Below are 11,208 nucleotides of genomic sequence, written 5' to 3' on the forward strand. Positions count from 1 at the left end.
ATGACTTTCCAGGTCGGCGACACTGTCGTCTACCCCCACCATGGGGCTGCTCGGATCGAGGCCATCACGACCCGAACCATCAAGGGTGAGGAAAAGACCTACCTGGTGCTCAAGGTCGACAAGGGCGACCTGACCGTACAGGTACCAGCAGAGAATGCCGAGCTCGTCGGTGTGCGCGACGTCGTCGGCCAAGAAGGACTCGAGCGGGTCTTCGACGTGCTGCGCATGCCGCACACGGAGGAGCCCACCAACTGGTCCCGCCGCTACAAGGCCAACCTTGAGAAGCTGGCGTCGGGAGACGTCAACAAGGTGGCCGAGGTGGTGCGCGACCTGTGGCGGCGCGACAAGGAGCGCGGCCTGTCCGCGGGTGAGAAGCGCATGCTCGCCAAGGCGCGCCAGATCCTCGTCAGCGAGCTCGCGCTGGCCGAGAAGACCAACGAGGACAAGGCCGAGGCCCTGCTCGACGAGGTGCTCAACTCCTGAACACGACATTGCCAAGGGTGGGCGTCGGAGTCGACGTCCACCCTTTCGCATCTGGGAGAGATCTTCATCTCGCCGGGCTGCTCTGGCCGGGTGAGACCGGGCTGGCCGGCCACTCGGACGGTGACGCGGCGGCCCACGCGTGCTGCGACGCGCTGCTGTCGGCGGCCGGGCTCGGAGACGTCGGCGCGCTCTTCGGTACCGCCGACCCCCGCTGGGCCGGCGCCGCGGGCGTCACACTCCTGGAGGAGGCGGCCCGTCAGGTGCGGGCGGCCGGCTTCGAGATCGGCAACCTGGCGGTTCAGATCATCGGGAACCGCCCGAAGGTGGCACCCCGCCGCGCGGAGGCGGAGAAGGCCCTCGGGGCCGCCGCGGGGGCGCCGGTGAGCGTCAGCGCCACCACGACCGACGGTCTCGGGCTCACGGGCCGGGGTGAAGGGATCGCGGCCATCGCGACCGCCCTGATCGTGCCGGCGTGAATGTCCCGTTCCAATCGGACATGCCAACCTGATTGAGGCCCGGCGCGTCTCACTAACACGTGGGCGGCGGCACGAACCAGGCGCGGAATCGAGCCGCCGCCCTCTTTTTTCTTTCGTGGGATGCATATTCCCGTCCCATGGGGTAGCCCACAGTTCGAGGATGAAAGGGTCACCCTCAACGGGAGGTCGATATGACAATCGAGTCCATTCTCGGCGCTATCATCATCGGCGCGATCGTCGGCGCTGTGGGCCGTCTGATCCTGCCCGGGCGGCAGCCGATCGGCTGGCTGCTGACGATCGTCGTCGGCATCGTCGCGGCCCTCATCGGTACCGCGATCGCGCAGGTCATGGGTGTCGCCACGACTGATGGCATCGACTGGATCGAACTGGTCATGCAGGTCGTACTGGCCGTCGTCGGTGTCGGCATCGTCGCCGGCCTGAAGCGAGGGTCGCGAGTGTAAGGCACTCGCCTGGTAGGGCGGCTCCCGCCCCAATCAACGGCGCAGGCCCGTCCGGCTCCCCAGCCGGGCGGGCCTGCACCGCGTTCGGGCCGCCGCGCGTCTGCCGGTGCCGCCTGTCAGGCAGGCGGGCGAGGGGTGCTGCGCATCCGGCCCGACGGCGGTGCCGTGGGCACGGACTCCTCGCCGTCCTCCGCGGCCTCCCGACCGGCGTCCTGTGCGGTCTCCGTGTCCTGTGCGGTCTCCTGCGAGGACCGCTCGCCGCCCTCGGCGACGTACGGGTCGTGCCGTCTCGCCTGCTCGTCCGGCTCGGCGCAGTCCGCCGCGTGAGCGGGGTCGGGGACGTCGCGGATGGTGCGGAGCGGCTGGGTGTCGATGCCCGCCTCGTCCTGCGGGTCTTCCCCCTGTGAGCCGTCCACGATGTCGTCCGTCCCGGGAGTCTCCTCGGCCGGCTTCGGCCGGGGGTGCACGAGGACGTCGCCGGTGTGGGGCCGGACGAGATCGCCCCAGCGCACCGGCCGGTTCCGCCGTGGCGGGGCCGCCTGCTCGGCCGGGCGGGGGCTCTCGGTGCTCGCGGGGGCGTCAGTGACGACGCCCGGGTCCGGGCTCCCAGAGTCCTCGGGATCCATAGGGGCCACAGGGGCCTCGGGGCTCACGGCGATCGAAGGGTCGGCGGTGCTCGCGGGGGTCTCGGTGCTCGCGGGGATCTCGGCGGAGCCGGTGCCGGCCGGGCCGGGGTTCCCAGGCGTGTCGTCGGCCGGGGGCTCCGGCGCGGGCGAAGCCGCCTCGGCGGGCTCCTCCACGGGAAGCTCCGTCACGGGGGGCGTCGGGGGCGCCGCCGTCGGGGGCACAACGGCCAGGGCCTCGGGGTCGTCCCGCTCCTCGTCGGTCTCGTACGCCGTTTCGGATCCCGTCTCGGAGACAGTGCCGGGGACCGCCTCGGCGGGCAGCCGTACGCCGTCCTCGTCGGTGTCAGGGTTGACGACGCCGGCCGCTTCGCCGTCGGCTGGAGCGGTGGCCGGCAGGGGCGGGGCGTACTCGGGTGGTGCGACCGTCTCGGAGACCGGGCTGACCGGCAGCGGGGGGACGTAGCCGGGGGGCGCCACGGCCTCGGGCACGGGATTCAGCGGAGCGGCGTGCTCCTCGGCGGGAGGCGGCGGGGGAGTGCGCCGTTCCTCGCGGACGACGGGATAGGGGGCGGTGGCGGCCGGCAGGGGGGCGCGCCGGCTCATGGGCTCGCCGTCGAACGGCAGGAGGCCCTCGTCGGAGTCGCCGTCCAGGTCCAGGTCGGCCCGGTTGGTCCGCACGTGCTTCAGCAGGAGCAGCAGCAGCCACAGGCCGGCGGTGAGCATCACCCAGGGCAGCAGCGCGACGACGAGCGCCGCGGCCTCGGGATCGAAGGAGACGCCCATGGCGGTCGAGGCGTTCGCGGCGGCGGCGGACGCGAGGAGGACCAGCAGGACGAAGCCCGCCTGCACCCGGACCAGGAGACGCGCGCCCCGCAGCAGGGGCACGCTGACCAGGGCGACGACCAGCAGGATGTCGAACGCGGCGGGATAGAGGTAGGCGAGGCGGGGCTCGGCGCGTCCGGAGACGGCCAGCGTCCGCAGATCCTCGAAGGAGAGCGCGCAGGCAGCTCCGGCGAGCATCGCGAGGGCGGCGCCCGCGAGGCCGACGGCAAGGCGGCGCAGCACCAGCGGGATACCGGAATAAGTGTTTCGGGACGGGCGGGAGGCCCTGCCTGCCGCGCCGGGGGGAGTGACGTCCATGGCGTTTCGAGCCTACAGAATCGGACCGGCGGGTTGATCGCACCGGGGTGACGGCCCGCTTCGTGTCGTGAGCCGCGTGTCGCGGCGGAGATCGTCCTGGCTTCGCCCGCGTGTCCCGCGGAGCGTGTCCGGGACAGACCGTGAGAGATTCGGCGGGGCTGCGAGATCAATACCGGTTTTGCTGCGGCTTAAATCGGGACTTATGTGACGTATGTTTCACTGCTCCGCCAGGCCGAGGCATTCACGGGCGCCCAAGTAGCCCTGTGCTGTGGCGTCAGGCGTTAGCCTAGCCTTCGTGAGCCTGCACCTCTACGACACCAGCACGCGTACGGTCCGTGAATTCGTACCGGTCGAGCCCGGCCGGGTCTCGATGTATCTGTGTGGTGCGACCGTTCAGGCTCCGCCGCACATCGGTCACATCAGGTCCGGCGTGAACTTCGACGTCCTGCGGCGATGGCTGCTGCGGCAGGGCTACGACGTGATCTTCTGCCGCAACGTGACCGACCTCGACGACAAGATCATCAGGGTGGCCGCCTCGGAGGGCGTGCCCTGGTTCGTCGTCTCCGAACGCAACCAGCGCGCCTTCACCTGGGCGTACGACCAGCTCGGCTGCCTGCCGCCGACCGTCGAGCCGCGCGCGATGGGCCACGTGCCCGAGATGGTCGAGCTCATGCGGCGCCTGATGGACAAGGGGCACGCGTACGCGTCGGGCGGCGACGTCTACTTCGACGTGGTCTCCTACGCCGACCGCTACGGCAAGCTCTCCAACCAGAAGCTGGAGAACATGCGGGCGGCGGGCGACACCGACACCGACTCGCTCAAGCGCGACCCGCGCGACTTCGCGCTGTGGAAGGGCGCCAAGCCCGGCGAGCCGACGTGGCCGACGCCGTGGGGCCGGGGCCGCCCGGGGTGGCACCTGGAGTGCTCGGCCATGGCGACCAAGTATCTCGGCGGCACGTTCGACATCCACGGTGGCGGCGTCGACCTGATCTTCCCGCACCACGAGAACGAGATCGCCCAGTCGCAGGCGGCGGGCGACGGCTTCGCGCGCTACTGGCTGCACAACGGCATGCTCAAGCTCGGCGGCGAGAAGATGAGCAAGTCGCTCGGCAACTCGCTGCTGATCCCGGACATGCTGCGCAAGGTGCGCGCCGTGGAGCTCCGCTACTACCTGGTCGCGGCCCACTACCGCTCCGCCATCGACTACTCCGACGAGGCGCTCCAGGAGGCGGCGGCCGGTTACCGCCGGATCGAGGGGTTCGTCACCCGGGCGGCCGAGGTGATCCACGACGTGGACGCCGCCGCGCCGCTGCCGCAGGCCTTCGTGGACGCACTGGACGACGACCTGAACGTCTCCCAGGCGCTCGCCGTGGTCCACGAGGTCGTCCGCGAGGGCAACGTCGCCCTGGCCCAGGGCAACAAGGAGCAGGTCGCCCGGCTGCTCGCCGAGACGCAGAACATGCTCGACGTGATCGGCCTCGACCCGAGGTCGGAGCAGTGGCGTACGACCGGCGACTCCGGGCTGCGGGAGGTCGTGGACGCGCTCGTGGCGGTGGCGCTGGAGCAGCGGCAGGCGGCCCGTGCCCGCAAGGACTACGCGGCGGCCGACGCGATCCGCGACCAGCTCGCCGCCGCGGGCATCGTGGTCGAGGACACCCCGCAGGGCCCGCGGTGGGAATTGGCACGCTGAACGTGGCCCTACGCTAGAGACCATGGCGGGTAGGGCTTCAGGGAAGCCGTCGAAGAAGCAGGGGCCTGCGAAGGGCTCGGGTGGCAAGGTTCGTCGCTCCCTGGAAGGCAGGGGAGCGACGCCGCCGGCGGAGATGCGGCACTGGTACAAGGACAAGGCGCGCGCCGAGCGGATCGAGCGGGAGTCCCGGGGCGGCGGCGCCTCGTCCTCGCGCACGCCGAGCCGTACGCGCAGGGACGACGCGCCCGAGGTCATCGGCGGGCGTAACCCGGTGGTCGAGGCGCTGCGGGCCGGCGTCCCCGCGAGCGCGCTGTACGTGGCGCAGCGGATCGACAGCGACGACCGGGTCCGCGAGGCCATCAAGATCGCGGCCGACCGCGGGATCGCGCTGCTGGAGGTCGGCCGCGACAGGCTCGACCGGCTGACCGAGAGCACCGTCCACCAGGGTGTCGGGCTGCAGATCCCGCCGTACGAGTACGCGCATCCCGAGCAGCTCGTGGAGCTGGCCAGGGACGCGGCCGAGGTGCCGCTGATCGTCGCCCTGGACGGCGTGACCGACCCCCGCAACCTCGGCGCCATCGCCCGCTCCGCGACCGCCTTCGGCGCACACGGGCTGCTCGTCCCGTCACGCCGCTCCGCGGGCGTCAGCGCGGGCGCCTGGAAGACCTCGGCGGGGACCCTCGCCACCCTGCCCGTCGCCCGCGCCTCGAACCTCACCCAGACGCTCCAGACGTACCGGGAGGAGGGCCTTTTCGTGGTCGGCCTCGACGGCACCGCCACGGTGGACATCGCCGACGTCGAGCTGGCCTCCGAACCGCTCGTCGTGGTCGTCGGGTCGGAGGGGAAGGGCCTGTCGCGCCTGGTCAGGGAGTCGTGCGACCAGATCGCCCGCATCCCCATGAACGCCGCCGCCGAGTCGCTGAACGCGGGCGTGGCCGCCGGGATCGCCCTCTACGAGGTCGCCCGCCACCGCCGCCGGTGATTCCGCCGTGACGGTACGGCCCCCGGCCCACTAAACTCGTCTGGTAGCAGGCCGCCTTAGCTCAATCGGCAGAGCATCTGTCTTGTAAACAGAAGGTCTGGGGTTCGATTCCCCAAGGCGGCTCCAGCTCAGAGGCCCCTTCCTGTACTTGGGAGGGGCCTCTGACGTCCCGTACAGCAGCGAGGTACAGCAACGTCCTCAGTCGCTACCGACGCCCTCGGGCTCGACCGACAGCAGGGGGTCAAACGAGGAGCACGTTGCCGGCTTCGGGTGATCGCGAGGGATCGACCTAGCCACTACTGGCGAACTCGTTCATGACCAGATCGATCGCCCTGGTTCGCCTAGCACTGGCCTGGGCGAAAGGAGCGGGGTTGTGCCCGTAGTACCGTGCGTAGCTCTGAGCAACAAGAGCGGATGCATCGACGGCCAACAGACCAGCGGCACCAATGCCAGAAAAATCAGGATCGACTGCGAGCAGCGGATCGGTCGGCGCGGAGACAATCGTGTCGTCCAGCATCCATGCACCGCTGTGGGTGACGCCGGAGGTCATCCGATACCAAGCCGGGCGATGCGGGAAGTACCTAGCCATAAGTGCGATGGCCTCCACCTTTGTGGACTCCCTGAGGCCGGTATGGGCGACTTCCAGTCTGCTCGGTCTCCCCTTGCCGTCTCGATGTACAGTAATTCCGGCCCGGGTGATGGTGTCGACAAACTTGTTTCGAATGCGCTCGGCGTCGGCCAAGGCTACGGACAGCTCAGGTTGATCCCGTACGATGTCGCGTAGCGCCGTTAGATTCGCCTCCTCACTCGCCATTCGCATGACCGCGGCCCTTACGGTGCGGACCTCGTACCCTACATCCGGATCGAGAAGGTACGCGACGCGTGTCGCGGCCTCGCAGGTAACCCGCGAGAGTGTCATGTGGGAGGAGATCGGGATCCATAGGGCCGCCCCTCGCAGGTGGTCCAGAACGTTGACCACGATCAGTCTGGCTTGTAACAGCGCCTCCTGATGGAGTCGACGCTGATGTGCCCTCATTGGGTGAGGCGTTGTCTTCCATGCAGCGCTCTCGATCTGAAACAAGATTCCCGGCTGAGGGGCTGTGGAGTAGTCTTCCAGCGCTTTGCGGAGCGCGCGAAATTCCTGCTGGAGGACCTTTCTGACGCGGGCGACCATAGCAGGGCCAGGGAATGTTTCCATGACCGGATGCTAGTGGGAACTTATGCCGGCAGTGCAGTTTCGTGAGCTTGCGTCCGCGGGTGCGGGTAAGCCACTCATAGGGAGATGGCACTGCCTCCAAATTAGACATGTGGTATCGGTTGTATGCAAGGCTCTACGACTTTCTTCCCGGTGGCGCCGGCAAGATTTATCAGTGGTGGCGGTGAGTCGGCGAGGTCGGTCGATGTCCTGCAAATCTGTCGAGTTTGAACCTCGTCCTTTCGTAGGTAGCTAATGGACCTGTCGGTGTCGTCGAGTGTTACGTAGAAGTCATCTTTCACCGCCACCGTGTATCCCAGGCGCATCCCGCCTTTCTTAAGTCTGATCTTCTCCATTGGAAGCCATGGGCGTCGCATAACCTCCGAAATTGCGGCCGTGTCATATCGTATATGGTACATATGGTTGACAAAGGAGAAGAAGAAGATGGAGATGGCTGCAGGTACGGCCATGAATAGTGCAGCGACGGTGGTGGCGGCAAGCACTCTGGTGACGGCGGCTGGTGCTTGCTCGTCAGAGTCGTATTCGCTGCTCTCTGGTGTAGTTGTCATGAGCTTGAATAGGCTAGGAATCCAATCGACCACAACGAGTAAGACAACGAGGCTGGTAAATATCACCACCTGTGCCTTCTCTGGCCATATATCTACTTTTGCTTTCCGGTCTCCAAGTAGGCTAGTGAATTCTGTAAGTCCGTGCCATCCGGCGTGCAGCGAATCGACTAATCCGGCATACACGGGCACGACTAGGAATGTTGCAAATAGGGAAACTGTGCAAAGGGTCCAGCGTCGCAGAATTAGTAGCGCGAGGCACATGATGGGAAAGAATGGCGGAATAATCGGAATGAGTGTGCCGAGCAGGGTGCCGGTGACTCCTCCCGATGAGGCGATTGCAACAGCCACCGACGGGTCGTAATTGGCAATTATGAGTAGCCGAATCGCAGAGGCGAACAACAGGAAAGCGGGGGAGAGGGCGAGTAGCTTGATCGAGTTCGACAAGCGCCGGGTTGTCATCTCTTCGGTTGCCATCTGTTGTCCTCTCGTGGCATGAGGCAAGCCCGATGATGACGACGTCCCGCATGCAGCGTTAGTTCCCGAGTGAGATGTCCCGGGTAGTCAAGCCGGGCTGCTTGTCATAGAGCTCAAAGAGGCGGTTCCCTTTCTACTATCAAGGGGACCGCCGCGCGCCAAAGGACTAGCTCCTTCAACAGGCGCTTCCACTATCAAGGCTCTGACCCAGGCGGTCGAGCGGGCCCAGCAGTTTGTTGGCCGTACACAGGAGCTGGAGCGGTTGCGAATGCTGCTGACCGGCGAGGAGACGCCGGTGGTGGTACGCCAGGTGGTGTACGGCATGGGCGGGGTGGGCAAGTCCGAGCTGGTCCGCCAGTACGCCCATATCTACCAGGACCGTTACCCGGTGGCATGGTGGATCACCGCCGACTCTCCGCGCGACCTGCAGCAGGGCCTGGCCGCCCTAGCCATGACGCTCCATCCGCCGGTCGGGCTGATCGGCGACGTCGAACAGGCGGCCACCTGGGCGATGGACTGGCTGCAGGCCCACCCCGGCTGGCTGGTGGTGCTGGACAACGTCGAAGAACTCGACGACGTCCGGCCGTACCTGAACCGGTTATCAGCCGGCCATTTGATGATCACCACCCGGCGAGACATCTGCTGGCCAGGCCTGACCTCCGTTGCCCTGCCAGTGCTGGACAGTACGCCCGCGCTGGAGCTGATGTGCGCGATCATCGGGCAGTCCCAGCGGCTCGGCCCTGCCCAGGTGACCGACTTGGAGATGATCGCGGCCGAGCTGGGGTATCTGCCACTGGCGCTGGAGCAGGCAGCGGCCTATATGCACCAGCAACGCTGCAGCTCTACCCGCTACCTGCGGCAACTGCGCGAGGAGCCTGCGCGGACGCACGCACGCTCCCCGCACGGCGGCGAGGCCGAGCGGATCATGGCCCGGCTGTGGCACCACCACCTGATAGCGCTACAGGACTATGACCGCCGTACCGACCTAGCCGCCGAGCACCTACTACGGGTACTGGCCTGCTACGCCCCGGCGACATCCCCCGCACCCTGCTCGGCGACCTTCCGCCCGGAGATCACCAGCCTGAGACCGGGAAGGAGGGTGAGCAGGAGTGGGATGAGGCGTTGGGGGTGCTGGCCTCCTACAGCATGATCACCCGGTCCGGGGTGGACGAAGCCGAGACGATCAGCATGCACCGGCTGTTCCAGTCCGTGATCCGCCACGGCCTGGACTACGACGACCCCCGCCAGAACGCCGCCCGCCGCACTGCCCTGACCTGGATGGGGCAGGGGTTACCTTCCGATCCGGCCTCCAACGTCAGCGGCTGGTCCATTTGGCGTGATCTGATGCCTCACATCGATGCTCTGGCCTCCTGTCACCGGCACGGAGCCGAGCCCCCGGAACTCGGCTCTGTCCTCAACCATGCCGCCCTCTTCGTCATGGTTCAGGGCCAGCATCAGCGCGCCTACAACCTCACCAAGCGGGCCATGGCCATTCTTGAGGCTGCCTACGGTCCCGACCACCCCCACGTTGCCGCTTGCCTGGGCAACCTTGCGGTCAGCTTCCGTGCTTTGGGGCGGCCGGGTGAGGCGGTGCCGTTGGAGCAGCGAGGGTTGATCATCACTGAGGCCGCCTACGGTCCCGACCATCCCGACGTCGCCATTCGGCTGGGCAACCTCGGGGGCAGCTTGCATGCTTTGGGGCGGCCGGGTGAGGCGGTGCCGTTGGAGCAGCGAGCGTTGATCATCACTGAGGCCGCCTACGGTCCCGACCATCCCGACGTCGCCATTCGGCTGGGCAACCTCGGGGGCAGCCTGCATGCTTCGGGGCGGCCGGGCGAAGCAGTACCACTGCTTGAACGGGCGTTGATCATTGCCGAGGCCGCTTACGGTCCCGACCATCCCGACGTCGCCATTCGGCTGGGCAACCTCGCGGCCAGCTTCCGTGCTTTGGGGCGGCCGGGTGAGGCGGTGCCGTTGGAGCAGCGAGGGTTGATCATCACTATGGCCGCCTACGGTCCCGACCACCCCGACGTCGCCACACTGCTGGGTAACCTCGCGGCCAGCTTCCGTGCTTTGGGGCGGCCGGGCGAAGCAGTACCACTGCTTGAACGGGCGTTGATCATCACTGAGGCCGCCTACGGTCCCGACCACCCCGACGTCGCCACACTGCAGAGTGTTCTGTCTCACCTGAGGGATACCGAATAGTTTTATCCTCGTGGAGCATGCGCGGAATGATCAAGAAAGGTTCTTGATTCCGTGTGCTGTGTTGCCAGGTCAAAGCGGAACATCGCCAGACAGACAATCGCTCTTCTAAAGCGGGTGCTCATAGGCTGCCGCGTGAACTGCGGTACTCGCGCCTGGCGGCCGCTGCTGACCCGGACCTGCTTGCCACTGGATCATCTGGATACCGTCTGCCGGTCTGCTCCACGGGGACTGGCTACGTTGTCCTCGTGCAACGACTTGCGCTTTTCGATCTGGACAACACCCTCATAGACCTAGACCAGGCCTTCCAGGTGTGGGTTGAGGAGTTCGCCGAGAAGTACCGGCTGGAGGCTGGTGCGGTCGACTGGCTGATCGGTCTTGACCGGGGCGGTTACCCACACCGAGAGGTGTTCTTCAGCAAGATCCGCGAGCGCCTCGCTCTGCCTGACTCGGTGGAGGAGTTGTGGGGTCGCTACCGGCAGCGGATGCCGCACCTCGTGTGTTGCCGGCCCAAAGTCCTGGGCGGGCTCGCTCGGCTACGCGCGTCCGGGTGGCGAGTTGCGATCGTCACCAACGGGACGGCGGACAACCAGCTTGGGAAGATCCAGCAGACAGGGCTGGCCGAGGCCGTCGACGGCTATGCGCTGTCGGGGCTGGAGGGCGTCCGTAAACCCAACGTCGGCCTGTTCGAGATCGCGGCCAAGCGTTGCGGCGTGGCTCTCGCCGAGGGTGGATGGTTGGTGACAACCTGACCGCTGACATAGCCGGCGGGCGAGCCGCGGGCCTCCGGACGGTCTGGATCGATCGAGGAACCTGGCCCGGAGTCGACCACCAGGCCGACCACGTGGTTACCGACGTACTGCAAGCCATCGAGATTCTTCAGCGCCACGGCTGATGTGACGACAACACT

General features: G+C 67.2%; 12 protein-coding genes and 1 tRNA gene. 10 read left to right on the forward strand and 3 right to left on the reverse strand.

What is annotated here, in order from left to right:
- The 3 genes from HHX40_RS04710 to HHX40_RS04720 all read left to right on the forward strand — a co-directional run bounded on the left by HHX40_RS04710 (position 1) and on the right by HHX40_RS04720 (position 1,420).
- Positions 1 to 483 carry a CarD family transcriptional regulator gene (locus HHX40_RS04710; RefSeq protein ID WP_030510364.1) on the forward strand — a complete coding sequence of 161 codons (483 nt, stop codon included), beginning with the start codon at positions 1 to 3 and terminating at the stop codon, positions 481 to 483.
- A 17-nt stretch (positions 484 to 500) separates the two neighbouring features.
- Positions 501 to 959: a 2-C-methyl-D-erythritol 2,4-cyclodiphosphate synthase gene (gene ispF, locus HHX40_RS04715; protein WP_138460542.1), complete on the forward strand. Its 459-nt coding sequence runs from the start codon at positions 501 to 503 to the stop codon at positions 957 to 959.
- A 191-nt stretch (positions 960 to 1,150) separates the two neighbouring features.
- Positions 1,151 to 1,420, forward strand: coding sequence for a GlsB/YeaQ/YmgE family stress response membrane protein (locus HHX40_RS04720; RefSeq protein WP_182874130.1), 270 nt, complete (start codon positions 1,151 to 1,153; stop codon positions 1,418 to 1,420).
- Positions 1,421 to 1,536: 116 nt separating this feature from the next.
- Here the strand turns inward: HHX40_RS04720 and HHX40_RS04725 are convergent, their stop codons facing one another.
- The gene (locus HHX40_RS04725; protein ID WP_182879581.1) at positions 1,537 to 3,186 is read right to left on the reverse strand and encodes a DUF2637 domain-containing protein; all 1,650 of its coding nucleotides are present in this window, start codon (positions 3,184 to 3,186) and stop codon (positions 1,537 to 1,539) included.
- A gap of 295 nt (positions 3,187 to 3,481) precedes the next feature.
- Here HHX40_RS04725 and cysS point away from each other — a divergent pair, with 295 nt between their 5' ends.
- The 3 genes from cysS (at position 3,482) to HHX40_RS04740 (ending at position 5,984) form a co-directional block, all read left to right on the forward strand.
- Positions 3,482 to 4,876 carry a cysteine--tRNA ligase gene (gene cysS / locus HHX40_RS04730; RefSeq protein ID WP_182874128.1) on the forward strand — a complete coding sequence of 465 codons (1,395 nt, stop codon included), beginning with the start codon at positions 3,482 to 3,484 and terminating at the stop codon, positions 4,874 to 4,876.
- A 22-nt stretch (positions 4,877 to 4,898) separates the two neighbouring features.
- The gene (gene rlmB / locus HHX40_RS04735; protein WP_117410352.1) at positions 4,899 to 5,858 is read left to right on the forward strand and encodes a 23S rRNA (guanosine(2251)-2'-O)-methyltransferase RlmB; all 960 of its coding nucleotides are present in this window, start codon (positions 4,899 to 4,901) and stop codon (positions 5,856 to 5,858) included.
- A gap of 50 nt (positions 5,859 to 5,908) precedes the next feature.
- A tRNA-Thr gene (locus HHX40_RS04740) sits at positions 5,909 to 5,984 on the forward strand.
- Between the two features lie 163 nt (positions 5,985 to 6,147).
- Here HHX40_RS04740 and HHX40_RS04745 read toward each other — a convergent pair.
- Together HHX40_RS04745 and HHX40_RS04750 are read right to left on the reverse strand one after the other, a co-directional pair.
- A complete protein-coding gene (locus HHX40_RS04745) occupies positions 6,148 to 7,056 on the reverse strand; it encodes a hypothetical protein (protein ID WP_182879582.1) in 909 nt (302 codons plus the stop codon).
- A gap of 101 nt (positions 7,057 to 7,157) precedes the next feature.
- Positions 7,158 to 8,096, reverse strand: a complete 939-nt coding sequence (locus tag HHX40_RS04750; RefSeq protein WP_182879583.1) for a hypothetical protein — start codon at positions 8,094 to 8,096, stop codon at positions 7,158 to 7,160.
- 253 nt (positions 8,097 to 8,349) lie between these two features.
- Between HHX40_RS04750 and HHX40_RS04755 the strand changes: the two genes are divergently transcribed.
- The 4 genes from HHX40_RS04755 (at position 8,350) to HHX40_RS36285 (ending at position 11,193) form a co-directional block, all read left to right on the forward strand.
- Positions 8,350 to 9,246 (forward strand): NB-ARC domain-containing protein, encoded by an 897-nt coding sequence (locus HHX40_RS04755; RefSeq protein WP_259403321.1) that lies wholly within the window; start codon positions 8,350 to 8,352, stop codon positions 9,244 to 9,246.
- Positions 9,225 to 10,301 carry a tetratricopeptide repeat protein gene (locus HHX40_RS04760; RefSeq protein ID WP_182879585.1) on the forward strand — a complete coding sequence of 359 codons (1,077 nt, stop codon included), beginning with the start codon at positions 9,225 to 9,227 and terminating at the stop codon, positions 10,299 to 10,301. Before HHX40_RS04755 ends, HHX40_RS04760 begins: the two co-directional genes overlap by 22 nt.
- Positions 10,302 to 10,546: 245 nt before the next feature.
- A complete protein-coding gene (locus HHX40_RS04765) occupies positions 10,547 to 11,050 on the forward strand; it encodes an HAD family hydrolase (RefSeq protein ID WP_310737946.1) in 504 nt (167 codons plus the stop codon).
- Positions 11,032 to 11,193, forward strand: coding sequence for an HAD hydrolase-like protein (locus tag HHX40_RS36285; RefSeq protein ID WP_259403292.1), 162 nt, complete (start codon positions 11,032 to 11,034; stop codon positions 11,191 to 11,193). The genes HHX40_RS04765 and HHX40_RS36285 overlap by 19 nt, the downstream gene beginning before the upstream one ends.
- The last annotated feature ends 15 nt before the right edge of the window (positions 11,194 to 11,208 follow it).

The sequence above is a fragment of the Microbispora sp. H10949 genome, from assembly GCF_014161435.1.
GTDB lineage: Bacteria > Actinomycetota > Actinomycetes > Streptosporangiales > Streptosporangiaceae > Microbispora > Microbispora triticiradicis.

Excerpts from the sequence above, each read along its gene's own strand:
- HHX40_RS04710 (WP_030510364.1), top strand. The coding sequence starts at position 1 with ATGACTTTCCAGGTCGGCGACACTGTCGTCTACCCCCACCATGGGGCT.
- HHX40_RS04720 (WP_182874130.1), top strand. The coding sequence starts at position 1,151 with ATGACAATCGAGTCCATTCTCGGCGCTATCATCATCGGCGCGATCGTC.
- HHX40_RS04725 (WP_182879581.1), bottom strand. The coding sequence starts at position 3,186 with ATGGACGTCACTCCCCCCGGCGCGGCAGGCAGGGCCTCCCGCCCGTCC.
- rlmB (WP_117410352.1), top strand. The coding sequence starts at position 4,899 with ATGGCGGGTAGGGCTTCAGGGAAGCCGTCGAAGAAGCAGGGGCCTGCG.
- HHX40_RS04745 (WP_182879582.1), bottom strand. The coding sequence starts at position 7,056 with ATGGAAACATTCCCTGGCCCTGCTATGGTCGCCCGCGTCAGAAAGGTC.
- HHX40_RS04750 (WP_182879583.1), bottom strand. The coding sequence starts at position 8,096 with ATGGCAACCGAAGAGATGACAACCCGGCGCTTGTCGAACTCGATCAAG.
- HHX40_RS36285 (WP_259403292.1), top strand. The coding sequence starts at position 11,032 with ATGGTTGGTGACAACCTGACCGCTGACATAGCCGGCGGGCGAGCCGCG.